The organism is Paenibacillus sp. SAF-068 (genome assembly GCF_051967555.1).
GTDB lineage: Bacteria > Bacillota > Bacilli > Paenibacillales > Paenibacillaceae > Paenibacillus.
The window spans coordinates 166,699-192,458 of the sequence record NZ_JBQCJX010000005.1; the positions used below are offsets into that span (position 1 = coordinate 166,699).

Here is a 25,760-nt window from a genome sequence, read left to right on the forward strand (position 1 = left end):
GCACCATCTCCCCCTTTGTCCACAAGGTTAGCGTATCGTTATTTCACTCTCTCCAATACCTGCAATACCATAGACCGAACTGCTGGAAACGGCTCAGCTACATCTGTCCGGATCGCAAAATAAAGTGTCTGCAAAAACAGACGCACATTCAGGCTTATCCGACTGTTTTCCAGAAGTGATCTATTCTCTGCCGAGTCTGCTGGATGAAGAGAATTGATCCACACCGCAATATCCTTTTGCTCCAGCAGATTGCGACGAAGAATGGTCTTTACGGCATGCGCTATTCGCTGATCCTCATCATGGATGTAAACCACACTGGATTCCGATATTTTCACAGTGAGTGCATGAAGTAGTTCCTGTAAGTCCGTCCGCATCAGATAGGGTGACTGGGCCAGATCTTCAACCGCATCCGCCGCGTGTGCGGGAGCATGCGCCCAACCCTTATCATCGACATAGCCGCGAACATCTTTTTCACAAGTCAGATATGTAGTTAACCGATGATGAACCCCTGTGATATCCTCTTTGTCCAGGAAAGGTCGCTGACGATCCACATTCAGAATGGGGGGTATTAACAACACGGAGAACGTCCGTGTAAACACACTGTCTGTTCCCTGCTCTCCGATCCCATAGAACAGGTGCTGATCGTCCAGCGCCAACTGTAACACATACCTTAGCTGATCTTCCGAAAATACACCCTGTCCAATCCAGGTTGCCAACGTAACATAGATCAATTCATCCCGCAGGACAGGGTCAGTACTACCAATATGCTTCATCATATGCAGTGCCAATTCGTAAGGCTGTTCCACGAGATCGATGGAATGGTTAGCCGACCGGATATCCTGCAATTTTTGCTTTAACATCAGAGCATCCATCTATTTTGACTCCCCAGACGAATTCAAATGCACACTGCAATTGTACAGTTCGCATTGCCATGTATCATCTTTCTTGGCAATCCGCGTAATGGATGTGTTGGACAGCTTCACACTAATATCAAGCTCAGGCACCAGACCCCGCAGTGTGTTCCGCAGGACGGCTCCGTGACTGACAACGATCACTCTTCCATCGGGGTGTTGCTGTACAATATCCTCAAGGACCGCACTGCCTCGAACAGTCCCTGCATCTGCAAGCTCCTGTCCCAGATCCAGGGTGCTCCAGTCCGCTCCCCACTTGGCTAACCGTTCCTCTTCCGTCGTTCCTTCGACCTGTCCCCCACCCATCTCGCGAAGTCTGGGGTCCAGATGAATCTCCTGAATGCCCAATCGATCACCAATGATGCGAGCCGTCTCACTTGCACGCTCCAAGTCACTTGCATAGATGGCATCCCATGATTCCTCGGCCAGTCTCGCGGCAAGTAAAACGGCCTGTTCCCTTCCATCCTGATCAAGCGGATTATCCGTCTGTCCCTGCGAACGTTTTTCCTTATTCCACGCGGTACTTCCATGGCGAATCAATGCAATTTGAGTCATTGTTGTTCCTCACCTTTTTCTATATGAAGTTCATCTTCTGTAAAATGTTTGCGTGCCTTCGGCTTGGCAAATTTGCCGCCATTATATTGATCTGAACCGTTTCTCGGAATGGAGAGACTATCCCATGTTGTTTCTTTAAGCATTTTCGCGGCAAAGACAATCTGCCCGACATGGTACGGATAATGCGCCAATTGCCGGATAATTGCCTCCATGACGGTGTGTCCTTCATTGCGAATGTATATGATGTGAGACAATTGCTCCGGTGTAAATGAACGAATGGCTTCAAGCAGACAATTCCAGCCTTCCTCCCATTTAGAGTGCAACTCTTCCCGGGAAGCAATATCATTCACGAACTCGGCATCTCGTTCACGCCACGGTTTCTCACCGTCTGTTGTCAATACATCCGTCCAACGGGACATCATATTGCCCCATAGATGTTTTACGATCACCGCAATGCTGTTCGCATCTTCATTCCAGGATTGAAACAATTGCTCGGACTCCAGTTGTGCCATCGCTTTTTCCCCAAGCTGCTTGTAATACAGGAATTGTTTCTCCGCTGTCTCCAGAAAAACCTGATTCATATCCATCCGTTAACCACCCTTCGGAAAAGCATGTTGTCCCCTGATCATGTTCAGACAGATCCGTCAAAATGTTACTTTATTCAGGAAATGAGAATGTGCCGTCTGCATTCGGTGCAAATGGAATGACTTTACGAACCGCATCCAGATTAAGCTCTCCATAGATATGTGGAAATAGTTCATTCAATTCGTACAGATCCTCATATACCAGTTCCGGCTTCAACGCCTTTTCATCAATGCTAAGTAATAACAGATCCGTGCGGCCTGCATAGTATTGCCCGGCTACCCATGGAATCTGCTCCTTGGTGGAACAATGAATGAATCCGTCCGTCTGCAGGCTATCGGGTGCATACTCACTTCCCTTCGACACTTGCTCCCACAACGAACGGGAAATAATACTGTAGATCATGATTCCGCCTCCTTCAATTTCTGCGATGTACCCTATGTGTCATTGGAAGTATTATAGGTCATCCCGGATACGGGAGTACACTTTTTGATCCGTGAATACCCCTTTGATCTTCAACTGTTTGCGTAGCAAACCTTCGTATGACATGCCCAGCTTCTCCATGACACGTGCAGAGCCTATGTTGCCTGCATTACATTTCCCTTCAAGCCGATTGCAGCCCAGTTCCCAAAAGCAATAATTCACGATGGGTTGCATCGCTTCTGCCGCGAGCCCCTTACCCCACTGACTGCTGGCTATCGCGTAACCCAGTTCAGCGCTTTGCATGGGTTCGTTGAGATGGAAAATGCCACCTCTCCCGATCAACGTTCCTGTCTCCTTCAGGATAAAAGCCCAGATATGGACCGTTCTCTGTTCATAATTATCCAGTACCCGCTGAATATACTGAATGGAGTCCTCCACCGTCTCATGGCAGTTCCACAAGCTTTGCTGACTCACACGCGGATCAGAGGCAAACGCATAATATTCATCGAGATCATCCATCGTAAGGCGTCTCAGCTTCAGGCGCTGTGTTTCGAATTCGGGCGATTCGGCAAAAAGTTTCTCTACATTCATTCAGCGTACCTCCATGATTCGAATTGAGTACATCATCGAGCCATCTTATTTCTCAGGAAATAACGATCTATTATCAACATGCATAGGATACCAACCGTATATCGAATCAGATCAATCACCAGAAAACCGTGTCCCAGAATAAGAGCACCCCATACGGTTGAGCGTATCTCATTCAGCCAAGGCGTCTGAATCAACTGCGAGAACTCAATCAACCAGCTGAATATGCAACTCATACACATCGCCCATACCATGCTGCGACGAGGCCACAACATGCGAACTCCGAAATAGATCATGCCCGCCCAACATGCATCTCCAGAATGTTCATGCACCCAATCCGGTAATCGTTCACCAAATTGTCTGGATGCGAGTCCTGCCGCCATGGTCATCATGACTGCTAAGAAATAGATCAGCCTGTCTTTGATAAATACGCTTTTCAATCAATCACACGCCTTCATCAAGCACTTGTAAAATAAACTGCGTTTTGGCCGCGGTATACGATTCCCTGTCTTTCTTATTCTCATCAGCAAGTTTCGCCTTCAAGACAGCATAGGCTTCCACCAGATCTGGGCGTTTCCTCAGTACATCCCGAAATCGGATTTGGCGATCCCACCGTTCCTCTCCCGGGAGCATCAGATGAAGGTGTACAGATCTCTTCCCATCCTTAACCCTGACCCAGAATCGTCTGTATTCCCGGCCATCCAGTTCAGGCGGAACGTAATTCCAGCCCACCGGATTCAACTGATCGGCAATCAGATCCATGTCATCCCATGACTGTACCTGTCCCATCAGATCAATAATGGGTTTGGCGGGTAATCCCGGAATGGATGTGCTTCCGATATGTTCGAATGGATGGATATTAAACTGCTGCAAAAGGTGTTTGAGTTGCCGAATTTCCTCCTGAGCCTGTGCATCCCAATTGGGGTTGGCCGGAGCAATCTCTACCGGCTCTGTCGCCCAGGCAGGCCAATTCTCCGGTTGCATTGGATCTGTCACTAACATGCTTCCTCCTTGATCTCGCGATATAAATTGAACTAAAGAATATTTACACTGCACACTCCGATGACAGAACAACCTTCCGATCGCTGTTATCCCCAGATTTTTTCGATTCCTTTTATAAAGGGGAAATCCGGGGATAGCGTATGCTTCCGATGTAGCTTTCTTGCAGAAAGCTTGTAGGCGAACGCTCCGCTTCTTCAGGTCCTTTCTGTCCTCTACGTTTTGTGTAAATGCTTAGTTTAATTTATATTGATTTCTATATATTCAAAAAGGAGCGTATGTCTACGCCCCTGGTTGTCTCATAACCTTAATCACATTGATGATATTTAACGTGATGATGTACTGAATTTATGTTTGGATTTATGCCAAGCGCTTCATTATTAGAAAATTTATTTTACCGTAACAGGTATGGTCACTTTTTTGTTGCCCCACTTGGCCGTAATGGACGTTTTGCCTTTGCCTACAGCCACGATCTTGCCATTTGTAACTGTCGCTACGCCCGGCTTCGTGCTACTCCACACTGCACTGTTAGTTACAACAGTGGTTTTACCCGTATCATACTGGGCCATCACACTCAACGTTGTACTTCCCTGCGGAGACAAGACCAGTTTTTTCTGGCCTGTAATCAGCTTTTTGAGTAAAGGTACAACGGTAACCTCTGCCTTTATTGTCTGATTTTGATAAGTTCCTGTCAAGGTGGCTTGTCCTTCAGTCAACGTCTTGACGGCTCCATTTTTCACAATAGCTACATTCGTATTGGAAGAGGTCCATATCACTTGTTTCGACAGGTTGATCGTTTTGCCGTTTGCGTAGGTGCCAATCACCTTCAACGCTTTGGACTTCTTAATGTTCAGCTGCATTGTGGCAGGTGTAACCTCAACTTTGGTAATTTCGTCCGTCACAGCAACGGGGACTTTCACAATCGTTGTTCCGTATTTGCCTTGAAGCAATACTCTGCCAGGCGTAACGCCTTTGATTTTACCGTTTTCCAGCACAGCCGAGCTACTTGACACCGACCATACAATCTCAGACGTCACATCCTCTACCTTACCGTTCGCACGGGTAATGCTTACTTTGGGGAGGGTGTTTTCACTGCCTTTAACAAAATTATAAGAGTTGGGTGAAGCTTTGATGCTTTTGATCTTTTCCTGAACCTGCACAACCAACTGGGCTTTAGCCCCGTCTACCTCTGCAAAAATGGTAGCTTCGCCAGCGGCCACAGCCTTGACTTTGCCTTTCACCATCGTCGCAACCGCTGCATTACTCGTGGACCAAGTCACGCCTGCGGTAACATCCTGCTTGTTATCAAAACCTTCTACCGTTGCCATCACCTGTAGCGCAGCTGTTTCGGAGACACTCATCTTCTGCGGACTGGTATTGGTTATTTCAATCGATGTCACATCACCTGTAGCCGCCAAGGCCAACGAAGGAACAAGTAATGTTAATACCATAATAAGAGCAAGTGTGCCTCGAAGCGCCAGTTTGATTCTACTCATTTCTATCTCCATCTCCCATAATCCAATATTTTACTTCTATTATATTATATCGGATACGAATGGTAAAAAGTTGAATAATGTAAGTGGGAGTCTTGGAACAGTTCATGATTTTCGTTGTATAATATGGGAAGGTCGCGTAATACATAAACGAAGAAATTTGTGAACAAGAAAGTAAGCTATACCTTAGGTCCGAGAACTAACCAGATTAGTAAATTTGGCACAAAGTATTAGGGGATTGGTTAATTAAATTGCGTTATCATCTAAGAGGGGATGTCCACCGTCATTTTACAAGACGTATGGAACATTCCCTCTTCTACTGCCTAAAGCGTTATATAACCTCTCTAATTCACTTCATCCTGCTCTGGCAAAATCAAGCTCTCCGCGCCGCCCATATAGGGCCGCAGGGCTACCGGAATGCGAATGCTTCCATCCTCCTGCTGATGATTCTCAAGCAAAGGAATCAGGATACGCGGCGATGCCACCGCCGTATTATTCAGCGTGTGACAGTAGGCCAACTTGCCTTCGGCATCCAGGCAACGAATATTCGAACGGCGAGCCTGAAAATCATGCAGATTCGACGACGAATGAGTTTCTCCATATGCACCTCGACTCGGCATCCAGGTCTCGATGTCGTACTGTTTGTACGTTTTCTGCGACATATCTCCGGTACACACGGCCACAACACGATACGGCAGTTCAAGTAATTGCAGCAATTCCTCGGCGTGTCCCGTAATCTCTTGCAGCATGCGCTCCGATTCTGCCGCATCAGGGGCACAGAGGATGACCTGCTCAACCTTGGCAAACTGATGCACACGGTACAATCCGCGTACATCACGTCCGCCGGAGCCAACTTCACTGCGGAAACACGTCGATACTGCAGCAAGCTTCACCGGCTCCTTAACATCGACAATCTCATCTGCATAATACGAGACTAGTGGCACTTCAGAAGTCCCCACCAGCCACTTGTTCTCCCCTGCGAGTTCGTAGACCTGATCTCGACCCGTGGGGAAGAATCCGGTGTTCACCAGCGCATCCTCCCTGACCATCAGCGGAACCTCCATTGGTGTAAACCCATGCTTCAGCAACAGATCCAGCGCCAGTTGTTGCACTGCCCGATGTAATAACAGACCAGCGCCTTTCAGTACATAGCTTCTTGTACCGCCAATCTTAACGCCACGGGGAATATCGAGCAGATCATGCAACTCCCCAAGTTCCACGTGATCTTTGGTGGTATACTCGAACGTTGGCACCTCTCCCACGCGTCGCAATTCCACATTATCCTCATCCGACGTGCCCTTCGGGGTATCCGGAGATACGATATTGGGTACCAGCCATTGCAGTCTGGTTACTTCCTCCTGCACTGGGGCGAGCTTCGCTTCCACCTGTTCCAACTGTTCATTAATCTGTTTCACTTGAGCCCGCAAACCCTCGGCCTGTTCCCGATTACCAGCTTGCATGAGTCTGCCGATGTCTGCGGATAACGTATTGCGTAATCTGCGCCCTTCTTCCGATTCCTGCAAAAGTGCTCTGCGTTCCTCGTCCCGGTCCAACAATGTGTGAATGCTGATCTTGATTTTTTTCCCGTCTGCTGCCGCTTGAACCTCTTCTGCATGTGCCCGAATCCACTTCATTTCCAACATGGTCACCGTCTCCTTTGACTGTAAAAATACAAAGAGCGCCCTCATCCCTTGGGACGAGGAGCGCTCTGCTCGCGGTGCCACCCAACTTGCTGAATCAGGATATCCTGCTTACAGCCTCTTGGTCCGCGATAACGGGCGGTTCCGGTTAACTTGGGGAAATATCGCTCCCCTGGCGAAAACGCCTCCGAGTTGGATGCTCATCAACGGCATGGTCCGATCTGTAATTGTTGTGTCTCAGTATATACGAACGCCGGACCAGATTGCAACCTTCTGTATCGATCAGGAATTCATGGCACAACTTAACATGTCCTGTTATGATAGACTTTGTCTTCAAGATTGCGCTTTATTTTGATCCTCAAATTATGTATATAAGTAGAAGGAGTTCATTATGAAAAAATTACTTTGGATCGGATGTCTGTCCTATTTCCTGATTGGACTTGCCCACGTTGTGCTCGGTTCCATTCTGCCGGTTGCACTTGAACATTATGGAAAAGATTATAGCCAAGGCGGAACGCTGATCTTTGCTCAATTTGCCGGATTCCTCGGTGGTGTATTGTTATCTCCATGGCTGAACCGACGCTTTGGTAAACGGGGAGGCCTGTTGATTGCCACAGCACTACTCTGTATCGCAGAATTATCCTATATGCTGTTGCCCCCATGGGGCTGGATGTTCGTCATTGCACCCGCTGCCGGCTTTGGATTCGGAATGGTTGAAGCTGTTATTGGAACCATTATCATTGCTGCAATCAAAGACAATACGGCCGTTGCCATGAGTCGACTGGAAGTGTTATTCGGGATCGGAGCAATGGTCATGCCGCTCATGGCCAGCGGTCTGATTGCTGCTGGATACTGGCGTCTGTCCTTTCTCGTTGTTGCGATTTGCGCAGCGCTGACCTTTGTTTTCTGGGCCAAAGGATCATTCGGTGAGCTGGATCAGATGCTGGATCGACGGGGGACAAATCATCGTTCGGTACATACGGATACTGGTGGTGCATCAGGTGAAATGCATTCCGCAGCCACAAGTAGATCCGGTCCAACCTATCGCGGTCGTAACCTGACTCTTCTGGTTCTGTTCGTCCTGTTCTTCTTCCTTTATGTTGGCACCGAGATGAGTCTTGCGAACTTCATGCCAGCGATCCTGATTGAGAAAATGAACATGAAGGAAGCCGGAGCAGCGCTTAGTGTCACCTGTTTCTGGATTGCCATGTCCGTAGGACGTCTTTTCGCCGGGTATATCGCAGAGAAATTCCAATACCGCATCTATGTCCTGTATAGTTGTCTCGCGTCTGTCTTTTTATTAATGGTGTTCCCATTCACCAACCAAATCTGGTCTGCATTTCTCATCATCTTACTGCTCGGACTTGCCATGTCAGGCATCTTCTCCATTGCCCTGGTCTTCGCCAGTAAACTGCTGCCCGGAACCGAAGAATCCACACCCAGCATTTTAATTGCCTCAGGTGGGGTCGGCGGAGCCATTCTGCCTTTGATTACAGGATGGAGTCTTGATCATCTGGAGGTTAATCAGTCTGCATGGATGCTTGCCATCTTCGCGGTTGGGTTGCTTGTCATTAGCGTAATCACGTATCAATGGCAACGCAGATACATTACAGCCTAATCAGAAGCAAATATAAAGCATTACCAATCATAAAATACGCCGTGCAATGCTACACCTAAGTGTGTCACTGCGCGGCGTATTTATGTGGTTACCGTAATGTCTTCACAAGCGCAGCGACTTCCTCGTTTCCATATCCATCTTGTATCGCTCTACTGAACATATGCTCGGCAAATGCGGGAAATTCCTCATTGATTCCAGCTTCCCGTGCCTGCTGCTGTAGTATTTCAATGGTGATCATACAGGTGTTAATTGAAGTTTGAGGGTTGCCGTATTGTTCGTTATGAATGAGTTCACTCTGGTACTTCATCACATCTCCGATCATGGGTGAAATACTCGCGATCAGTTGACCCAGACCGTTGGCTTCCAGACCATCCGACTCCATAATACGCGCTGCATGAAAGAAACCGATATAAGCTGCAAACAAATAAGCGAGAAATGCCAGATCTGTAGTGGAAGCTGCACTTACCTTTTCCCCCAGAAAAGGAGCGTAGCCTGCCAAACTTTGAATGATATCAATATTCCCGTCATAAGCATCCTTTGCACCGGAAAAGAATATGGCCGCTTCCGGTTGACCTATCTGCGAAGGTGCGGCTGCTATGGCTCCATCCAGATAACTCGCTCCCTGGGCAAGCGCCCATACCCCAAGGTCTCTTGCCTGCTTCGGACTTCCTGTGCTTAATTGCAGTACAGTCCGTCCCATAAGAGCCGAGCGAACGTCCGAGTGATCCAGAATTTCATAGGACGCTGCATAATCTGATACACAGACAATCGATGTCTCACTGGCACGGATAGCCTCGCTAACATCAGGAACGTACCACGCCCCTTTTTGAACAAGTCCCTCCGCTTTGTCTGAAGATCGATTCCACACACATACCCGATATCCTTTATCCAACAAAACACTCGCTATCGCGTTTCCCATGGACCCGAGTCCGATAATCGTAATATTTTTCACGCGTTTGTTCCCCATTTCTGTGCTGGCATCAAATGCTGCATCACCATATCTTTCGGGTCAATCATGGATACAAAGTTCTTGAATTCCACAGTAGTAGGTAAAAGCTTCAGTGCAGATAAGGCTGACTGCATATCCTTCCAGGAGATCATATCAGTCCAGCTTGTCCCATCCTTTGTGGACATTAAACTACGACGCAGAAAACCCGGGATTTGACTTGCGAGTAATTGCTCAAGAACTCCTGCAGCCGCTACAAATTGCACAGGGTCCGCTTCTGCCTTTAATCTGAACATGACCAATTCAAGTACCTCATTCGGGTTGTTTTTGACTTCTGTCATCTGTTTCAACTTCTGTTCCATCTCTTATCCATTCCTCTCATTGTTCAGTTCGATGCAAGCTGTATTTGCTTGACTACATAACTCACTATACGGAATAATAGTGACAACTAATGGCACTAATTATGAGGAGCGTCAAATAAATTCAGGAGATGTAATGTACGTATGAATAAAGCACAACGACTGATCCACCTCATCATGCTAGTGAACGAACGCAAAACATTCACTGTTCAGGAACTGGCCGAAGAATGCAGGGTATCACGCAGGACTATGATTAGGGATCTAATGGAGTTAAGCGAGCTTGGTGTTCCGTTGTATTCTCAACCCGGACCCGGTGGAGGTTACCGTGTTCTACGGGACAAGTTACTCCCGCCCATACAGTTCACTGAGCATGAAGCAACCGCATTATTTCTAGCGGGTCAATCATTAAAGAACTATAGCCATCTTCCGTTCGATAATGAGGTGAATAGCGCTCTGCACAAGTTTTATCATTATTTACCAAATGAACTTAAACGTAAGATCGATCATATGCAGCAAAAGCTTGTATTCTGGATTCCACCTCATCAATTAGAACTTCCACACCTGAAAGAATTACTTGAGGCTGCACTGGACCCTCATCCGGTTCGAATTACTTATGAAGCTGCTCAGCGCAAAGAGAGAACATTCATCCCATTGGACTCTATACCATGAACGGGCTTTGGTATTGTCAGGCATACTGTGAGCTGGCACAGGACCATCGGGTGTTTCGTGTGGATCGGGTTCAGGAACTGACTGTACTCCAACAACAAGATGTAGATGAGATAAAATTAACGGAGGAAGAGAATATCAGACCATGGATTATGAGGATGGATGATACGGATACACTTAAGCTAGAGGTACATCTGACTGCTGAAGGCGTCAGACGTTGCCAATCCGAATTGTGGTTGTCTTCTTCAATCGATACTCACGAAGATGGTTCAGGAGTTATTAGGCGTTCTATCAGCTCTTCTTACCAGACGTGGGCTGTGCACTTCTTCTTGGGGCTCGGTGCCGAAGCTAACGTTTGCCAACCTGCTGAGTTAAGGAGCCTTATTCAGCAGAAGCTCCAGCAATTGCTTAACCTGTATCAGAACTAGCGATTTTCTTCAGAGTAGGATAATAGCCCTTACCCTACTGAATATAAAAAAACGTTACTGTGAACATTGGACCATCAACTGCTAGATACTTACTAACTGTTAACGGTTGATTCACATCAGGACTGTTCGAACCATTAGTGCAAAAATTGATTACCCAGGAAATACTTTCTCAATTGAAGAGATTGCTGAACACCTTAGAAACCCAACATTCCCTATTCAACTTAAGACACGACAGGCCCGTTGCTCTTGATGAATTTACCGAATACATATCGTACGAGCGGCCCCAGAATGATTAACTGATACGGAAGAGCCAGGCTGAAGTTACGAGCGATTGTATGAAGGTACGTACGGAGTACGGATGCCCCATTTAATTGATCCGCAAGATATGCCGAGATCATTCCATACATGGACATGATCAGAACCATGCCAATCACCATAAAAAATGACATGGCAAGCACACCCAGCATCTTGTTGGACTTGTCAAAAGGTAAGGCGAATGCGATCTTTCTCGCCACAGGTCCTACAATGATAGACTCCACTAGAAAAGCGATGACAAAACACACTATAAATTGAAGGAGTATCTCAAGCAGAGACATCTCGCCGAGTAACCGACTGTGCCATAGATTGAAGAACATCATGACCACGACCATCCCTGTACACATCATTAATCCAAATATAATTTGTTCCTTCTTGTTTGTCGGCAATTCTATCATCCTCTCTGTTTATCTTCGTAATTATAGAGATGCCGAACCCCACCACATAAGTGAACATTCCGTGAACAAAATAGAATTTCTGAAAGTTGCTATTCCTATTAGCAGGTCATGTGCGGTATTAATTCCATAAGCAATATTGTTTTTATCTTTCCTACAACATAAATTTCCAGAGAAAAGACAGTTTGGATAAAGCTGTGATTGCCATTCGTTTGAAAACAGAGCCTTTCTGATTCGTGGATTCTGCTGGATAGTCGCCTTTATTCACACGCGTACTATGTGCACGTTTGATATCCATAGCCTCTGTTAGTTGGTTGGCGAATGCAGAACCAGAAATGACCACAGCGGATTCGGTATTTAGAAAGGCGGATCTGGGATCAAGATTATACGAACCAACCATGCTGAGGTAATCATCCATGACAAAGGATTTGCCATGGATGGAATAAGGGCCTTGGTATTCATAAATGGCCAAACTGGTATTAAGCAACCGTTTTTTAGAGCTTAAGTAGCCCGCGAAAGCCAAAGGGTTAGGGGTCTGCTGGATTGAATTGGTTAGCATGATCCATTCTGCTTCTGGATTCATCGACAGATGTACGGCTTTCTTCATTTTCTTGGTAGGAATGGCATATGGCGTCTGAAGGTACACTTTCGACTTAGCTTCATTGGCGAAATGAACAAACGCTCTCCACATGATCGGGTCTTTATATAGCCTTTTGATTGGATTGTGAATGAAAGCAACGTGGTCGGAATGAAGCGCTCCTCGAACCCATTCCTTTGGCAATACTTTCACAAAAGGATCGCTCTGAGCCTGTGCTTCTTTATATAACTCAGCCAGTTGAACCAGCTCTTTTAACCCTTTTGCATGATGCTGACGTTTTGCATGTTTTTCTGGTTTGGTGAATGGATGGTTCCATAACTGATCTAGATATTGTTTCATCTCAACAACCGTGCTGTTCGTATTATCGTTTGGATTGTAAACAAGGACATCGCGATCAAAAACATAGTCTTTTGGGGGTTGCAATGCCATATATTTATCACCAATATTTTGGCCGCCAATGATGCCATATGCGTTGTCGACAAGAAGGATCTTGTCATGCAGACGATTATGCCATGTCCATGGCATAAATAGGTGGAGTGGTTCATAATATCTTAATTCCACATTGGGATGAGCTGCAATGGCATCTGGAATATCACGCAATTCTCCGCGCATGCTGTGAAAAATCCCGTCTAAAATGATTCGAACTTGAACCCCCCGATCAGCCGCATCGAATAAAGCAGCAAAAAAAAGCTGAGATGTTTTTCCCTTTTGAATGGAGTAATAGGCCAGGTCGATGCTTGTTTTTGCCTCTCGAATGGTCTGGATTCTCACCTGACCCGATTGAAAGCCGTCCTCCAGGAGCATTACGCGATCTGTTGTACTTCCTTCTGTTAACGATTTTTGCATATCCGTATTTTCAATAGCAGATGGAGACGGAACCAAAAATAAAAGGTAGGCTGTGAAAAAAACGTAGGCACTATAACACAGAATCATTGCGATTATGGTTTTAAGGATCATTCAGTACTCCCCCATTTTTATGTAAAAGTATTTATTGGTATAGCAGTACTATCTCCTTTTGTACCTAAATTATGTTGTTTAAATGAATCAAGCTGCTCGGCTCAAGGCCAAACGATCAAAAACTAATCACCGAAGCGGCTTAGAAGCAAGTAGACGATAACCCGAAATCCGTTCCCATCCAGTTCCTGACTGGACACGACTGGGCCTCTGGCCTATAATTACACCTAGTAATGCCCGTAACTTCATAGTTTCCCAGGGGAGTCGGAATTGGCCGGCTGAGAGTGTATCCCACCAAGATACTAACCCTTAGACCTGATCTGGATCATGCCAGCGTAGGAATCGGAGTATATCGTAATGGCACAGCCCTATGGCTGAACGCCACCTCTCTAACGCCTGCACGCGTCCCGGATTACGGGGCGCTTTTTTAATGTTCTTTTATATAGCCAGAGAGCTAAAAAAGTGACGTTATCCGGATCATAGCTGGTATAAATCTGCGATTTATGCAAGAAGCTTGGATATGAAGCCAAGGAGTACCCCGTGCCACTCGGCCGGACATACCGAAGGAGAGAATCACAGATGAAATGGCGTAAAACAATGGGATTGTTGCTCTTATGCGTACTACTGGTGACGGTAGCCGCATGCGGCGGCAAAGAAGCAGCTCCTGCTGAACAGAACAGCAACACGAATACAGAAAGCAGCAACGAAGGCGACACTGCCGCCCTGAAGGATATTAAAGTGGTGCTCGACTGGACACCGAATACGAATCATACCGGCCTGTATGCGGCCGTAGATCAAGGTTTTTACAAGGCCGAAGGCTTGAACGTGGAGATTGTACAACCAGGTGCCGGTGGCGCAGATACGATGGTTGCATCGAATGAAGTGCCTTTTGGCGTAAGTTATCAGGAGAGTGTAACTCAAGCCCGCACACAGGGTGTTCCACTTGTCTCCATTGCAGCAGTTATTCAGCATAATACATCCGGGTTCGCTGCTCCGGCGGATCGGAATATCAAGTCACCGAAAGATTTTGAAGGCAAAACCTATGGCGGCTGGGGTTCCCCAGTGGAGGAAGCCGTGATGCAATCCATTATGGAGGGCGAAGGCGCCGATGTATCCAAAGTGAAAAACATTAACATGGGTGACGCCGACTTTTTCACCGCAGTGAAACGGGACATTGATTTTGCATGGATTTTCTACGCCTGGACGGGTATTGAAGCCGAACTGCGCGGGGAACCGATCGACATGTTGTATGTGAAGGATTATTCAGATGCATTGGATTACTACACGCCTGTCCTCGTGACGAACGAGCAGACGATTGAGAACGACCCTGAACTGGTGAAAGCATTCCTGAAAGCCACTTCCGAAGGGTATCAATACGCAATTGATCATCCAGAAGAAGCAGCGAACATTCTGATCAAGGCTGTACCGGATCTGGACAAGGAATTGGTACTGGCAAGCCAGAAATGGCTGAGTCCAAAATACACGGATGATGCCCCGCGCTGGGGAGAACAGAAACAGGAAGTATGGCAGAACTACACCGACTGGATGTTTAGCAAAAAACTGTTGGATGAACAGGTCGACGTGAGCAAGGCATACACAAACGAGTTTTTACCCCAATAAAATTTGCTTAAGTTTAACTTTTTTACACAAGAACGAAGAGTGCAGAACCCATCTGAAGAAGCGAAGCGCTCACCTTTATCCCCGGATTTCCTCCATTTTAAATTTCATTAAAGAAATCCGGGGATAACAGTGATCGGAAGAGGGTACTGCAATCGGAGTGATAAGTGTAAACCTTGTTCAATTCATGCAATTTATCATGAAAGGAGCCGTGATCTCTCATGGCAAGCACACTACTTAGCATTCAGGTTATTCCGAAAACGCCAAATGGCGAGAACTCTTATCCTTACGTAGATCGCGCCATTGAAGTTATTCAGCAATCCGGCCTAAAATATCAGGTGAACGCGCTCGACACCACGATGGAGGGGGAATTGGAGGAACTGCTGGAGGTTGTGCGCAAGATGCACGAGGTACTTGTGGAGGCTGGCAGCCCAAGCATCATCTCCCAGATCAAAATCGCCCATAGCCCTACTGGCTTCAGCATGGATACCCTGACGGAGAAGTATCGCTAATGCCTGCCTATTTCAAAAGTGTATGGCCGCCCTTTGTGGCGGTTATTCTCTTTATAGCCCTATGGCAAGGAGCTGTCTCCCTGTTCCATATCGAGAAATGGATGCTGCCTGCACCGTCCGACATCGCCCGCGAAGCGGCAACCCAGGCCGAACGGCTTGGCATGCACGCTTCCGCAACCATTCAGTTAACCCTGATCGGATTCGCAGCCGGCACAGCGGTTGGATTACTGATCGCAATGGTGCTGCATCTGGTCCCTTTTCTCAAGTCGGCCCTGTATCCATTACTTATTCTTAGTCAAAATATTCCGACCATCGCGCTCGCGCCGCTCCTGTTAATCTGGTTCGGATTCGGGCTGTTGCCCAAGCTGATTACCATCATACTGGTCTGCTTCTTCCCCGTTGCGGTAGCTGCGATGGACGGCTTGACCCGTACCGATGCGGCGATGATGAACTATATGCGCATGGCTGGTGCGAAACGTCATCATATCTTCTGGAAGCTGGAGCTTCCTCATGCTCTGCCATCCGTGTTCTCCGGTGTCAAAATCGCCGCTACCTATAGCGTGATGGGTGCCATCATTGCCGAATGGATTGGTGCAGACAAGGGTATTGGTTATTATATGATGCTGCAAAAGTCAGCTTATCGCACAGATCGGCTATTTGTCGCCATCATGATTATTGTCGCGCTCAGCTTGCTGCTCTTCCTGCTCATCGCGCTGCTGGAGAAGTTGCTCGTGCGCTGGCGTCCACAGAAGCGATAACAAAGCATGTAATCTGTATATTAGGAAGTGATGAACATATGAATCGGCAACCGGACGAACAAGTCCAGCCTGGACGAGGAGCACGTGCAATGGAGCCAAAGCACGGTGAAGAGCTTCACTCGGCTACCCCTGATCGACCTGCCACGACTCCTGCTCCGGTTCCACCCGCACTGGACGTCGTGGATGTGCATGCATCATTCCGTGAACGGCGGAGCAGGTTACCTGTTCTGAACGGCCTGTCCCTCACTGTAGAGCAAGGCGAATTTGTCGCTATCGTTGGGCCGTCCGGCTGTGGCAAAAGCACCCTGTTCCATATCATCGGCGGTCTGCTGAAGCCACAGAAAGGGCGAGTACTTATGGACGGTCATGATGTAACCGGCCAACGTGGCAAGATCAGTTATATGCCACAACAGCCTGCCCTTTTCCCTTGGCGTACCATTGAAGACAATGTACTGCTTGCTGGTGAAGTAGCTGCAAGTGCTCCCCCTCGGGCCGAAGCACTTGCAGAGGCTCGAAAGTGGTTAAGCAGCGTGGGCCTCGCCGGGTTCGAGCAGGCATATCCTCATATGCTGTCGGGTGGAATGCAGCAGCGTGCTGCCTTTTTGCGTGCCCTGCTCAGTCCGCAGGAACTCATGCTGCTGGACGAACCTTTCAGCGCGCTGGATGCACTGACACGCAGCGACATGCAGCGCTGGCTGCTCGATATCTGGGAACAGAATCGCCGCTCGGTGCTGTTCATCACCCATAATATCGAAGAAGCATTGCTGCTTGCGGATCGAGTCTATGTGTTATCCAACCGGCCTGCAACGGTGTTGCATGAGGTACATGTTCCTTTTGATCGCCCCAGACGAGAAGAAATTACGGAAGAATCCGCCTTTTTGGAGCGTAAACGGCAGATTTCACAGTGGATGAGAGAAGAACAGCAGAAAGCCCGCCTATCTTGATAGCGCGGGTTTTAAAGTTATTATTTTCCTTTAATGGGTGATCCGCCACAAGAAATTCTGCGTAACATAGTTAAAATATATAGGAACACAAGGAGGAATTCCCTCGTGCATGCTCAAGCTTTTGCACCATTGATTGATGCTCATATTCACTTGGATCAGTATACCCCTGACGAACAACGTGAGATGCTTCTGTCTTTCCCGTCTCAGCAAGTTGAAGCACTGATAGCCGTGTCCATGAATCTCGCTTCTGCCCAGGCCAATCTGGAGCTCGCAAAGCAACATCCACGCACCGTCTATCCGGCCTTCGGTTTCCATCCGGAACAGGAACTGCCTTCCCGTGCAGAGATGGACCTGTTCTTCCAATGGATCGAGAAGCATATGGGACAAGCTACAGCTATAGGAGAAGTCGGTCTTCCCTATTACAACCGTCTGGAAGCGGAGCAGGCAGGGCAGCACTTCGATCAGAGCGGATATATCGAGCTGCTTGAACGTTTCATCCAACTCGCGAAAAAGTACAACAAACCGCTTGTCCTTCATGCCGTATATGAGGATGCGGATATCGTCTGTGATCTGCTCGAGCAATACCATTTCCGACGTGCTCATTTCCACTGGTTCAAGGGTTCCCGCGAAACCGTAAGGCGCATGGCGGACAACGGTTATTTTATCTCCTTCACACCGGATATACAGTATGAAGAAGAGATTCGTGAACTCGCCCGGCAATATCCAGTTGAACAGGTTATGGCCGAGACCGACGGACCTTGGCCCTTCGAAGGACCGTTTAAGGGAAGAATGACACACCCTGCCATGACCAGACAAGTCATTCAGGCATGGAGTGAGATCACCGGCATGGGAACCGAGCGGGCCACCCGCCTCTTCTATCAGAACACGAAGCGTTTCTACGGCTTAACTTAATTACAATCAGGTAGTAGCAAGCACAGCACAAAGAAGCCAGTCGGCTTCGCCACCGACTGACTTCTATCTACATATATATACGTGGAACTAACCATTTACCTTCCGTTCAACTTAACGCTTCAAGAATCCTTTGCCTTCCAGGAATGGTCTCACCTGCAACCGTGTCGGCTCAGTCAGGCGCTTCGCCATCAGCTCGGACCATGGAGTCGTTCGCTCACCGTTAGTCCGTTCTTTCATATACGCTGTCGTTGTCTCATCATACTGCTCAACACCTTTGAGGCTCTGCTCGGCATTATAGCGATTATGATGCAGAACTGCATCCAGTGGCAGACGCGGCCGAATTCCCGTTTCCTGATCTGCAACACCAATACACATGCCGTACACTGGATATACGCCCTCCGGCAATCCCAACAGCTCAGCGACTTCTTCAATCCGGGTACGAAGCCCGCCGATATATACGATTCCGAAACCAAGCGACTCTGCTGCAAGAGCAGCATTTTGGGAAGCCAGTGCAGCATCAATGGTGGCTACCATGAAATTCTCGGTCGAATCCGCATACGATTCCTTCTCAGGAAGATGACGTTTCGCAGCATCACTCAGTCGATACAGATCAGCACACCATACGAGAAACACGGGACATTCATTAACGTAGGCCTGATTGCCTGCCAGTTCAGCAAGCTTGGCTTTCTGCTCTATGTCAGTCACAGCAATCACAGTATAAGCCTGCACACTACTTGAAGAGGAAGCCATCTGCCCTGCAGATACAATCGCTGCAAGCTGCTCATCACTCACCGGGTCTGGCTTGAATTTGCGTACAGAGCGGTGTTTCATCATCAAATCAATGGTTTCATTCATGGCTGTTCACTCCCAATCCTCGAAGTACGAACTCAATCGTCTGCTCAGCGAGTTCGTCTGTATTCATATCCTGATAATCAAAGCCAAATCGTGAATTCTTGGCCCGTTTGTGCGCCAAAGCCACACCCATCACCTGAAGCATCGCATAAGATACGGACTCGATCTGGAACAGCCCCTGGTCTTTTCCTTCTTGCAGCAGGTCCCTCACTCGGGTCCAGACAGGGTCCAGAAAACGAAATACGGTAGCTGTACGATGTGTACGCAGTGTAATCTCCAGCTGTACAATATCGCTCATCTCCCGGTCCGTCATAGTGAACTTCACAACTTCACCAATAATTCGTCGGATACCTTCCACAGGTGAGGACACGGATTCTTCCGCCAGCGAGTTCATCATATGTCCAGGGAAAAAATGCTCAAATAACGCTTCGAACACCTTTTCTTTTCCGCCAAAATGATAAGACACCAGCGACACATTCGCACCCGCCTCATCACAGATTTGACGAACACTCGTCCCGTCATACCCCTGCTGTGCAAAAAGCTTCTTGGCTGCAAGCAGTATCCTCGTTTTGATGTCCAACTCCGGTTCCGTCATTGCGTCCCGCTCCCTCTTGTCCGTTCATTTCGTTCGCTCCAGCCAAGGGCTGTAGGCATGTACTCATCTGTCTATTATATTACACCAAGCACCCCGATGAAACTCATCGGGGTGCTTGTCCTATCCTATGAAGCAATTACAATGCTTCTGCTATATTAGTTCGCACGAGCCGAGCTTGGTGCGCCAGCTGGCATGCGTTGTTTTTTCAACAACGTCACGACCAGTGACAAAGCAACAGCAACCAACAGCACAATCACGATGGAGCCCGCAGCAGATTGAACTCCTGGGCCTCCCAACTGCACGCTCAGAATACCCTGAACGGCGTATGTTGCAGGCAGGTACTGTCCAATGCCGCTATAGAAGCTGTTCAGCAATTCACGCGGTACCATTGCACCGGAGGATACCAGTTGCAAGGACAGTGAGATGATGTTAAACAGACTTCCTGCAGGTCCGAAGCAGATCAGGAAGAACTGGGAGAAGAACATGAACGTGCACAGGAAGAGTGCCTGGAATAACCAGAATGCGACGAATCCTTGTGCAATCTGTCCGCCCAGTGCCACGATCAACGATGATCCCAGCAGGGAAACGACTAATGCAGAACCCACATTAATGACTACTCTTGCGCCAAACAAAGTCAATCGGGAATAGGTAGATGAGAGCATACCCATCGCTGTCTGGAGATTCATCCCCATGATCATGGCACCCACATAGGAAGCCAGTACCATCATCATCGGTACCATCTGATTATTCATCCCGTTAACCGGGTTGATCGAGGTTGTCGTTCCTTCCACTCGGGTGGTCAGGTTAGCAGCAGCTTCAGCAGCCTGATCGGCAGGCGCACCTGAAGCCGTTAACACTGTCTGTACCCCTTGTGCTGTAGCTTGTTTGTTAATCGTGTTTGTCACACTTTGTGATACACCTTGCATCATGCTTTTAATCGTAACCGGGTTCGCTTCATTAATCGTGTATTTAATCTCAGCGGTTGAGCCAGCCGTTTGAAGCAATTCGTTAAATCCAGCCGGGATATCCAGCACCATGTGTACTTTGTGATGATTCAGCTGATCCAACGCTTCAGCCGCACTCAGATTGGATACGGTGTGGAAAGGCAGTGTTCCTGCAAGGGAATCTGCGATTCCTTTGGACATTTCACCGTCCTCATTCACAATCGCAACCGTCAATTCTTTCGTACGGTCATTTACTCCCGAATATGCGGTCATCCAGATCACGCTAAAGATCACTTGGAACATAAGTGCTGTTACGATCCCCACGATCACTGGCGGTTTTTTAAACAATGTACGTAATGCCTGCAACATAAAAGGTGTCCTCCATTACTAAAATAGTTCTAATTTGATTTAAACAGTTGTTTGAATCAAACGATCGTTTAAATTTTATGTGAATATGTCCATATTGTCAACTGATTTTTGAAATATTCAGAAAACATAAGCTTTATTCATGAATACAATCGATCCATTTTCACAAAAGAGCATTATGCTATCCTTTTCCCAAAGAAAAGAACACTTATACCAACGTTTCAGACCTACTTTTCTGGCGATTCAAACCGTATTTTCTCAACAAAAAAAACACGGTCCACCGCAGCGAACCGCGCATTGATTTATCCTCACTTCATTACAATGAGACGTTGAATATATCATTAAACATGGGTCGATCAGGCACTTCGTTTCAGCTTCATGCGTTGCAGACGCAGGGCATTCAAGACAACCGACACGGAACTGAACGCCATCGCTGCCCCTGCCAGCCATGGAGCCAAGAAGCCAACTGCCGCAATGGGAATACCAATAACGTTGTATCCGAGTGCCCAGAATAAGTTTTGTTTGATGTTACCCATCGTGCGACGGCTCATCTCAATCGCATCTGCAATGCTGTTCAGATCACCACGCATCAAGGTAATATCCGCCGCTTCCATCGCTACATCCGTTCCTGTTCCAATGGCCATCCCAATATCAGCTGTGGCAAGTGCTGGAGCATCATTAATGCCGTCACCCACCATGGCAACTTTCAGGCCACTGTCCTGAAGTTTCTTCACTTCCGCAGCTTTACCTTCGGGCAGAACCTCAGCCAGAACTTTACCGATCCCTGCCTGTTCCGCTACAGCGCGAGCAGTCCGCTCATTGTCTCCCGTGATCATGATCACATCAATCCCCATCGCCTGAAGACGACCGATCGCTTCACGAGAGGTATCCTTGATGGTGTCAGCCACTGCCACGATCCCTGCCCACTGACCATCCACCGCTACCAGCATCGCTGTACGCCCTTGTTCCTCCAAATGGTTCATCTGCTGAAGGGTTTCCTCAGAGACATTCACCTGTTCATCCGCAAGCAAACGACGCGTGCCGACCAGAATTTCCTGCCCTTGTACTGAAGCTCGCACGCCGTATCCCGGTATGTTCTCGAACTTTTCTGTTGGGTCCAGCTCCAGGCCCTTTGCACGGATACCCGCAACAATCGCCTCTGCCAGCGGATGCTCGGAACTCTGTTCAGCCGCTCCCACACGCTCCAGCAGATCGGATTCCGTCCAATTCGGAGCCGTGATGACATCCGTAAGCACCGGTTTACCTTGGGTTACTGTCCCTGTTTTGTCGAGCACCACAGTCTGAATCTGTTGTGCCGACTCCAGATGTTCCCCGCCTTTGAACAGAATGCCATATTCAGCTGCACGTCCTGATCCAGCCATAACAGAGGTAGGCGTTGCCAGCCCCAGTGCACATGGACAGGCAATAACGAGCACGGCAATCGCTTTCTCAAGGGAACCCGCGAAGTCACCCGGACTTGCAAACAGATACCAGATCAGGAATGTCAGCGCGGCTATGCCAACGACAATCGGAACAAATATGCCTGAAATGACATCTGCGATCCGTTGAATCGGTGCTTTGGAACCCTGCGCCTGCTCTACCACTTTGATGATCTGGGACAACGCCGTGTCCGATCCCACTCTGGTCGCACGCAGTCGTAATACTCCATTTTTGTTCAGTGTAGCACCTGTAACAGCATCTCCTGGTTTTTTATCCACGGGAAGGCTCTCTCCACTTAACATGGATTCATCCACAGAGGATTGCCCTTCTTCAACGATGCCGTCCACCGGGATGCTGTCCCCCGGCTTCACCAGAATCAGTTCGCCCACCGCAACATATGCAGCAGGAACCATAACTTCCTGTCCATCCCGAATGACACGAGCTTCGCGTGGAGCCAGTTCAATCAAGCTTTTGATCGCCTGTGAAGAGCGACCTTTCGCCACAGCCTCGAACCATTTTCCCAGTAGAATTAACGTAATCAGAATTGCACTTGTCTCATAATAGAGTTCTACCGAAGGCATGGCGGCTGTGCCTGTTCCCATTGCACCATGATCCACCGACGCAAAAGGCAAGTACCCACTGGATAACGTCAGATACAGACTGTAGAAAAACGCTGCGCTGGTACCCAGTGCGACAAGAACATCCATATTCGCGCTGCGGTTGCGAAGTGCTTTGTACGCTCCTATATAGAACTGCCACCCAATCACGAACTGTACCGGTGTTGCCAGCAGCAGTTGGAACCAAGGGTTCATGAACAGCTCGGGTACATAGATTCCGGATGTGAACGAGAAATGCCCAACCATTGCCCACAGCAAAGGAATCGATAATAAAGCCGATATCATCCATTTCCACTTTTTGCGTTGCAGCTCACGTTCACGAACCGATGTGGTCTCTTCTTGCGTCATTTGCAGTTCAGCACCATAGCCCATCTGCTTGATCTTGGCAGTAATATCCGAAGGTTTCAATGAGCCCGCGGCATATTCGATATGCCCTGTCTCCAGCGCCAGATTTACATTCGCCTGAGATACCCCGGGTAGTCGGGAAAGACCTTTTTCAATCCGCGCAGAACAGGCAGCACACGTCATACCGGTGATGTTCAGATCAACCGATTCTGATACTGTACCATAGCCAAGCGCCTCTACTTTATCCCGCAACGCATTCACGTTGGTTGTCTTCGGATCATAAGATACGGTTGCCTGTTCGATGGCAAGGTTCACATTGGCCTCATGCACACCTTCCATGCGGGACAATCCCTTCTCCACTCGCGTCGAACAAGCAGCACAGGTCATGCCAGTGATGTGCAGTGTTGCCTTCAGCCCAGGTGTTTCTGCCATAGGTGGTATTGGGGTGGGTTCGGATGATCCATCCATTGGTTTATTCGTTGAGTTATCCATCATGTCAGCTCCTTTCATGTCGATTCAATTTTTGTATGTTGCATTCAACATACCCCTTAGGGGTATAAATCAGACAGAAAATTAGGCTTAAACCTGACTCTTGGAAAAAGGTGCTTTGACCTCTTTTTCGCCCATGAGCATGTTCGGTTTAAGCCTGTGATCCCTTTAGACTACATCGTATCCCTGATCTTCAATGGCAGCTTTGATCTGATCCACGTTCACTGTCTGCTCATCATATTCCACCGCTACTGTTCCCGCTGCCAGATCAACCTTACCACTCGCACCGGTATTCTTCACAGCTTCTTCAACCGACTTCACACAGTGATTGCAGGACATTCCCGTAACGTTTAACGTAACATTAGACATTTGTAAATTCCTCCTTGGGGTATATTAAAATGATAAACTTAAATAGGTGAATTAATTCAGCTTACTTCATTAACTTCCGCATCGTAACCAGCAGTTCATCCACAACCTCATGTTCACCAGCCTGAATACGCTCAACGATACAGCTCTTCATATGGCCTTCAAGCAGAAGCTTGCCTACCGAATTAAGAGCAGACTGAGCCGCCGCAATCTGCGTCAGCACATCATCACAGTACGTATCCTTCTCGATCAACCCTTTGATCCCGCGAATCTGACCTTCCACACGGTTCAAACGAGAAACAAGGTTACTCTTCATCTCCTGCGAATGGTGACTCTTGCGCACATGCTTCCCATCACTGCCTTCGGCATGACAGGATACTGCTTCTTGAACTGTAGCCGAAGCTTCCGTTGAATCTGACATGGAGGATTGCAAAGGTTCCTCGGGATGGCTCTGATGATCCATCATGAACACCCCTTTTCTTTCGTTCTTTTCTAAGATTAACATACCCCATGGGGGTATTCAAGAGTATTCTGATATTTTGTTAAAAATGGATGATTGCTTGTTACGAATTGAATTGAATAGAGTGACGAACCTTACAAGGTATATTCCATCCTGCTGCTGCGAACGACCAGCCCCATCTGTTCATAGAAAGCCTGTGCACCAGAGTTAAACGTCGACACGGATAATTCCACGCTGTCTGCCTGAAGCTCTCTTCCTAGCTCGATGAATGCCTGGATTAACTGTTTGCCCGTTCCTTGGCCCCGATGCTTGGTATCCACTACAAGTTCATGAATGTATAACATCTTGCGATCCACCATCAGTGGGTTATCCTGAATTACACTTAACTGCGCACTCCCGTAACCCAGAATCAAGCCCGTTTCTAAAGATTCGGCAACATACAGGTAACGCTTGTCCGTTTCCAGTAGTTCGGTGAATTCCTTCTCCTCCATCCTGGTCTCTAACACTCTGTATAGATCCGGCCGCGCCTCAACATGCATCTGGTGCAGCTCATCCATCAACATTGACACGCCAGAGTAGTCCCTCATTTCTGCATTTCGAATGCTAACAGTACCCTTCGTGCTCATCCCCATCACTCTTTCACTCATTTGAATTTTACATTATTATACAACCAAAAAGCAGATACCATAAGGGTACCTGCTTCGCTAAATTTATCTTCACTCCATCAAGCCCATATGATGCTCATGTTGATTATTTTTTCGAAGATGTATTTCCTTCATTAAAAGCAACAGGTGATGGCTTCGCTGCCCATTCGTCCGCCTGCGGCTCAATGTCCACTCCGCTCAAAATCTTCTTTTTCTCCATCAAGGAATCCCCGTCTTCATCCAGCTTGTTGCGAATTTCCGCCTCGTCCTGAGGTTGATTGTTCTGTGTCATCGTAGAGTCCTCCCTTTTTTGTCATTCATGTTCATGGTGATGTACCTTTATATAACGTGCCCATTTGCTGCAATATCATTCTCCAAGAAGGAAGCTTCAGATCTAACGAATCGTACATACCTTATAAGGGCAATTAT

General features: G+C 47.8%; 29 protein-coding genes and 1 riboswitch. Of the genes, 8 read left to right on the top strand and 21 right to left on the bottom strand.

Translation table 11 applies throughout. The features are described from left to right. Positions 1 to 38: 38 nt before the first annotated feature. The 9 genes from ACTHPG_RS23480 to serS all read right to left on the bottom strand — a co-directional run bounded on the left by ACTHPG_RS23480 (position 39) and on the right by serS (position 7,194). The gene (locus ACTHPG_RS23480) at positions 39 to 872 is read right to left on the bottom strand and encodes a DUF2785 domain-containing protein (protein ID WP_440391780.1); all 834 of its coding nucleotides are present in this window, start codon (positions 870 to 872) and stop codon (positions 39 to 41) included. After that, positions 873 to 1,466, bottom strand: a complete 594-nt coding sequence (locus ACTHPG_RS23485; protein WP_440391781.1) for a histidine phosphatase family protein — start codon at positions 1,464 to 1,466, stop codon at positions 873 to 875. Next, positions 1,463 to 2,053, bottom strand: a complete 591-nt coding sequence (locus ACTHPG_RS23490; RefSeq protein WP_440391782.1) for a DUF1572 family protein — start codon at positions 2,051 to 2,053, stop codon at positions 1,463 to 1,465. The genes ACTHPG_RS23485 and ACTHPG_RS23490 overlap by 4 nt, the downstream gene beginning before the upstream one ends. 70 nt (positions 2,054 to 2,123) lie before the next feature. Next, positions 2,124 to 2,453: a DUF952 domain-containing protein gene (locus ACTHPG_RS23495; protein ID WP_440391783.1), complete on the bottom strand. Its 330-nt coding sequence runs from the start codon at positions 2,451 to 2,453 to the stop codon at positions 2,124 to 2,126. Between the two features lie 51 nt (positions 2,454 to 2,504). Then, complete coding sequence (locus ACTHPG_RS23500) at positions 2,505 to 3,062, bottom strand: GNAT family N-acetyltransferase (RefSeq protein ID WP_440391784.1); 558 nt, start codon at positions 3,060 to 3,062, stop codon at positions 2,505 to 2,507. A gap of 32 nt (positions 3,063 to 3,094) precedes the next feature. Then, positions 3,095 to 3,499, bottom strand: coding sequence for a DUF2809 domain-containing protein (locus ACTHPG_RS23505; RefSeq protein ID WP_440391785.1), 405 nt, complete (start codon positions 3,497 to 3,499; stop codon positions 3,095 to 3,097). Positions 3,500 to 3,503: 4 nt separating this feature from the next. Further along, positions 3,504 to 4,043, bottom strand: a complete 540-nt coding sequence (locus ACTHPG_RS23510) for a GrpB family protein (RefSeq protein ID WP_440391868.1) — start codon at positions 4,041 to 4,043, stop codon at positions 3,504 to 3,506. A gap of 404 nt (positions 4,044 to 4,447) precedes the next feature. Further along, a complete protein-coding gene (locus tag ACTHPG_RS23515; protein ID WP_440391786.1) occupies positions 4,448 to 5,554 on the bottom strand; it encodes an Ig-like domain-containing protein in 1,107 nt (368 codons plus the stop codon). A gap of 341 nt (positions 5,555 to 5,895) precedes the next feature. After that, positions 5,896 to 7,194, bottom strand: a complete 1,299-nt coding sequence (gene serS / locus ACTHPG_RS23520) for a serine--tRNA ligase (protein WP_440391787.1) — start codon at positions 7,192 to 7,194, stop codon at positions 5,896 to 5,898. A gap of 388 nt (positions 7,195 to 7,582) precedes the next feature. On the opposite strand from serS, the gene ACTHPG_RS23525 reads away from it, so the two are divergent. Beyond that, complete coding sequence (locus tag ACTHPG_RS23525; protein WP_440391788.1) at positions 7,583 to 8,809, top strand: MFS transporter; 1,227 nt, start codon at positions 7,583 to 7,585, stop codon at positions 8,807 to 8,809. Between the two features lie 88 nt (positions 8,810 to 8,897). Here the strand turns inward: ACTHPG_RS23525 and ACTHPG_RS23530 are convergent, their stop codons facing one another. Further along, positions 8,898 to 9,761 (bottom strand): NAD(P)-dependent oxidoreductase, encoded by an 864-nt coding sequence (locus ACTHPG_RS23530; RefSeq protein WP_440391789.1) that lies wholly within the window; start codon positions 9,759 to 9,761, stop codon positions 8,898 to 8,900. Beyond that, on the bottom strand, positions 9,758 to 10,117 hold the full coding sequence (locus ACTHPG_RS23535; RefSeq protein WP_440391790.1) for a hypothetical protein: 360 nt from the start codon (positions 10,115 to 10,117) through the stop codon (positions 9,758 to 9,760). Before ACTHPG_RS23535 ends, ACTHPG_RS23530 begins: the two co-directional genes overlap by 4 nt. Before the next feature lie 141 nt (positions 10,118 to 10,258). On the opposite strand from ACTHPG_RS23535, the gene ACTHPG_RS23540 reads away from it, so the two are divergent. Both ACTHPG_RS23540 and ACTHPG_RS23545 read left to right on the top strand, forming a co-directional pair. Next, positions 10,259 to 10,783 carry a helix-turn-helix transcriptional regulator gene (locus ACTHPG_RS23540; RefSeq protein WP_440391791.1) on the top strand — a complete coding sequence of 175 codons (525 nt, stop codon included), beginning with the start codon at positions 10,259 to 10,261 and terminating at the stop codon, positions 10,781 to 10,783. Further along, entirely contained in the window at positions 10,780 to 11,208 is a 429-nt protein-coding gene (locus tag ACTHPG_RS23545; protein WP_440391792.1) for a WYL domain-containing protein, read from the top strand. The genes ACTHPG_RS23540 and ACTHPG_RS23545 overlap by 4 nt, the downstream gene beginning before the upstream one ends. Before the next feature lie 221 nt (positions 11,209 to 11,429). Here ACTHPG_RS23545 and ACTHPG_RS23550 read toward each other — a convergent pair whose 3' ends face one another. Both ACTHPG_RS23550 and ACTHPG_RS23555 read right to left on the bottom strand, forming a co-directional pair. Beyond that, positions 11,430 to 11,921 (bottom strand): hypothetical protein, encoded by a 492-nt coding sequence (locus ACTHPG_RS23550; protein ID WP_440391793.1) that lies wholly within the window; start codon positions 11,919 to 11,921, stop codon positions 11,430 to 11,432. Positions 11,922 to 12,072: 151 nt separating this feature from the next. Beyond that, positions 12,073 to 13,473, bottom strand: a complete 1,401-nt coding sequence (locus ACTHPG_RS23555; RefSeq protein WP_440391794.1) for a phospholipase D-like domain-containing protein — start codon at positions 13,471 to 13,473, stop codon at positions 12,073 to 12,075. Positions 13,474 to 13,717: 244 nt separating this feature from the next. Next, positions 13,718 to 13,830: riboswitch (TPP riboswitch) on the top strand. Positions 13,831 to 14,049: 219 nt separating this feature from the next. Between ACTHPG_RS23555 and ACTHPG_RS23560 the strand changes: the two genes are divergently transcribed. The 5 genes from ACTHPG_RS23560 (at position 14,050) to ACTHPG_RS23580 (ending at position 18,213) form a co-directional block, all read left to right on the top strand. After that, positions 14,050 to 15,090, top strand: coding sequence for an ABC transporter substrate-binding protein (locus tag ACTHPG_RS23560; protein ID WP_440391795.1), 1,041 nt, complete (start codon positions 14,050 to 14,052; stop codon positions 15,088 to 15,090). A 218-nt stretch (positions 15,091 to 15,308) separates the two neighbouring features. After that, positions 15,309 to 15,599 (top strand): thiamine-binding protein, encoded by a 291-nt coding sequence (locus ACTHPG_RS23565; RefSeq protein WP_017690996.1) that lies wholly within the window; start codon positions 15,309 to 15,311, stop codon positions 15,597 to 15,599. Next, positions 15,599 to 16,357, top strand: a complete 759-nt coding sequence (locus ACTHPG_RS23570) for an ABC transporter permease (RefSeq protein ID WP_440391796.1) — start codon at positions 15,599 to 15,601, stop codon at positions 16,355 to 16,357. The genes ACTHPG_RS23565 and ACTHPG_RS23570 overlap by 1 nt, the downstream gene beginning before the upstream one ends. A 38-nt stretch (positions 16,358 to 16,395) precedes the next feature. Next, positions 16,396 to 17,301, top strand: a complete 906-nt coding sequence (locus ACTHPG_RS23575) for an ABC transporter ATP-binding protein (RefSeq protein WP_440391797.1) — start codon at positions 16,396 to 16,398, stop codon at positions 17,299 to 17,301. Positions 17,302 to 17,406: 105 nt separating this feature from the next. Continuing rightward, a complete protein-coding gene (locus tag ACTHPG_RS23580; protein WP_440391798.1) occupies positions 17,407 to 18,213 on the top strand; it encodes a TatD family hydrolase in 807 nt (268 codons plus the stop codon). A gap of 111 nt (positions 18,214 to 18,324) precedes the next feature. Here ACTHPG_RS23580 and nfsA read toward each other — a convergent pair whose 3' ends face one another. The 8 genes from nfsA to ACTHPG_RS23620 form a co-directional block, all read right to left on the bottom strand. Continuing rightward, a complete protein-coding gene (gene nfsA / locus ACTHPG_RS23585; protein ID WP_440391799.1) occupies positions 18,325 to 19,068 on the bottom strand; it encodes an oxygen-insensitive NADPH nitroreductase in 744 nt (247 codons plus the stop codon). Further along, positions 19,061 to 19,660, bottom strand: a complete 600-nt coding sequence (locus tag ACTHPG_RS23590; protein WP_440391800.1) for a TetR family transcriptional regulator — start codon at positions 19,658 to 19,660, stop codon at positions 19,061 to 19,063. The genes nfsA and ACTHPG_RS23590 overlap by 8 nt, the downstream gene beginning before the upstream one ends. A gap of 155 nt (positions 19,661 to 19,815) precedes the next feature. Beyond that, complete coding sequence (locus ACTHPG_RS23595) at positions 19,816 to 20,973, bottom strand: YhgE/Pip domain-containing protein (protein WP_440391801.1); 1,158 nt, start codon at positions 20,971 to 20,973, stop codon at positions 19,816 to 19,818. 353 nt (positions 20,974 to 21,326) lie between these two features. After that, entirely contained in the window at positions 21,327 to 23,804 is a 2,478-nt protein-coding gene (locus ACTHPG_RS23600) for a heavy metal translocating P-type ATPase (protein ID WP_440391869.1), read from the bottom strand. Between the two features lie 225 nt (positions 23,805 to 24,029). Beyond that, the gene (locus tag ACTHPG_RS23605) at positions 24,030 to 24,230 is read right to left on the bottom strand and encodes a copper ion binding protein (protein WP_017691004.1); all 201 of its coding nucleotides are present in this window, start codon (positions 24,228 to 24,230) and stop codon (positions 24,030 to 24,032) included. Between the two features lie 61 nt (positions 24,231 to 24,291). Then, positions 24,292 to 24,648, bottom strand: coding sequence for a metal-sensitive transcriptional regulator (locus ACTHPG_RS23610; RefSeq protein WP_074096703.1), 357 nt, complete (start codon positions 24,646 to 24,648; stop codon positions 24,292 to 24,294). Positions 24,649 to 24,821: 173 nt separating this feature from the next. Next, a complete protein-coding gene (locus ACTHPG_RS23615; RefSeq protein WP_167483796.1) occupies positions 24,822 to 25,313 on the bottom strand; it encodes a GNAT family N-acetyltransferase in 492 nt (163 codons plus the stop codon). Positions 25,314 to 25,437: 124 nt separating this feature from the next. After that, the gene (locus tag ACTHPG_RS23620) at positions 25,438 to 25,623 is read right to left on the bottom strand and encodes a hypothetical protein (RefSeq protein ID WP_036616704.1); all 186 of its coding nucleotides are present in this window, start codon (positions 25,621 to 25,623) and stop codon (positions 25,438 to 25,440) included. Between the last annotated feature and the right edge of the window lie 137 nt (positions 25,624 to 25,760).

Coding starts and splice junctions, on each gene's coding strand:
- ACTHPG_RS23600 (WP_440391869.1), bottom strand. CDS start 23,804: ATGGCAGAAACACCTGGGCTGAAGGCAACACTGCACATCACTGGCATG.
- ACTHPG_RS23615 (WP_167483796.1), bottom strand. CDS start 25,313: ATGAGCACGAAGGGTACTGTTAGCATTCGAAATGCAGAAATGAGGGAC.
- nfsA (WP_440391799.1), bottom strand. CDS start 19,068: ATGAATGAAACCATTGATTTGATGATGAAACACCGCTCTGTACGCAAA.
- serS (WP_440391787.1), bottom strand. CDS start 7,194: ATGTTGGAAATGAAGTGGATTCGGGCACATGCAGAAGAGGTTCAAGCG.
- ACTHPG_RS23515 (WP_440391786.1), bottom strand. CDS start 5,554: ATGAGTAGAATCAAACTGGCGCTTCGAGGCACACTTGCTCTTATTATG.
- ACTHPG_RS23610 (WP_074096703.1), bottom strand. CDS start 24,648: ATGTCAGATTCAACGGAAGCTTCGGCTACAGTTCAAGAAGCAGTATCC.
- ACTHPG_RS23575 (WP_440391797.1), top strand. CDS start 16,396: ATGAATCGGCAACCGGACGAACAAGTCCAGCCTGGACGAGGAGCACGT.
- ACTHPG_RS23570 (WP_440391796.1), top strand. CDS start 15,599: ATGCCTGCCTATTTCAAAAGTGTATGGCCGCCCTTTGTGGCGGTTATT.
- ACTHPG_RS23620 (WP_036616704.1), bottom strand. CDS start 25,623: ATGACACAGAACAATCAACCTCAGGACGAGGCGGAAATTCGCAACAAG.
- ACTHPG_RS23565 (WP_017690996.1), top strand. CDS start 15,309: ATGGCAAGCACACTACTTAGCATTCAGGTTATTCCGAAAACGCCAAAT.
- ACTHPG_RS23590 (WP_440391800.1), bottom strand. CDS start 19,660: ATGACGGAACCGGAGTTGGACATCAAAACGAGGATACTGCTTGCAGCC.
- ACTHPG_RS23485 (WP_440391781.1), bottom strand. CDS start 1,466: ATGACTCAAATTGCATTGATTCGCCATGGAAGTACCGCGTGGAATAAG.
- ACTHPG_RS23500 (WP_440391784.1), bottom strand. CDS start 3,062: ATGAATGTAGAGAAACTTTTTGCCGAATCGCCCGAATTCGAAACACAG.
- ACTHPG_RS23535 (WP_440391790.1), bottom strand. CDS start 10,117: ATGGAACAGAAGTTGAAACAGATGACAGAAGTCAAAAACAACCCGAAT.
- ACTHPG_RS23595 (WP_440391801.1), bottom strand. CDS start 20,973: ATGTTGCAGGCATTACGTACATTGTTTAAAAAACCGCCAGTGATCGTG.
- ACTHPG_RS23605 (WP_017691004.1), bottom strand. CDS start 24,230: ATGTCTAATGTTACGTTAAACGTTACGGGAATGTCCTGCAATCACTGT.
- ACTHPG_RS23540 (WP_440391791.1), top strand. CDS start 10,259: ATGAATAAAGCACAACGACTGATCCACCTCATCATGCTAGTGAACGAA.
- ACTHPG_RS23550 (WP_440391793.1), bottom strand. CDS start 11,921: ATGATAGAATTGCCGACAAACAAGAAGGAACAAATTATATTTGGATTA.
- ACTHPG_RS23560 (WP_440391795.1), top strand. CDS start 14,050: ATGAAATGGCGTAAAACAATGGGATTGTTGCTCTTATGCGTACTACTG.
- ACTHPG_RS23555 (WP_440391794.1), bottom strand. CDS start 13,473: ATGATCCTTAAAACCATAATCGCAATGATTCTGTGTTATAGTGCCTAC.
- ACTHPG_RS23480 (WP_440391780.1), bottom strand. CDS start 872: ATGGATGCTCTGATGTTAAAGCAAAAATTGCAGGATATCCGGTCGGCT.
- ACTHPG_RS23525 (WP_440391788.1), top strand. CDS start 7,583: ATGAAAAAATTACTTTGGATCGGATGTCTGTCCTATTTCCTGATTGGA.
- ACTHPG_RS23510 (WP_440391868.1), bottom strand. CDS start 4,043: ATGCAACCGGAGAATTGGCCTGCCTGGGCGACAGAGCCGGTAGAGATT.
- ACTHPG_RS23495 (WP_440391783.1), bottom strand. CDS start 2,453: ATGATCTACAGTATTATTTCCCGTTCGTTGTGGGAGCAAGTGTCGAAG.
- ACTHPG_RS23490 (WP_440391782.1), bottom strand. CDS start 2,053: ATGGATATGAATCAGGTTTTTCTGGAGACAGCGGAGAAACAATTCCTG.
- ACTHPG_RS23545 (WP_440391792.1), top strand. CDS start 10,780: ATGAACGGGCTTTGGTATTGTCAGGCATACTGTGAGCTGGCACAGGAC.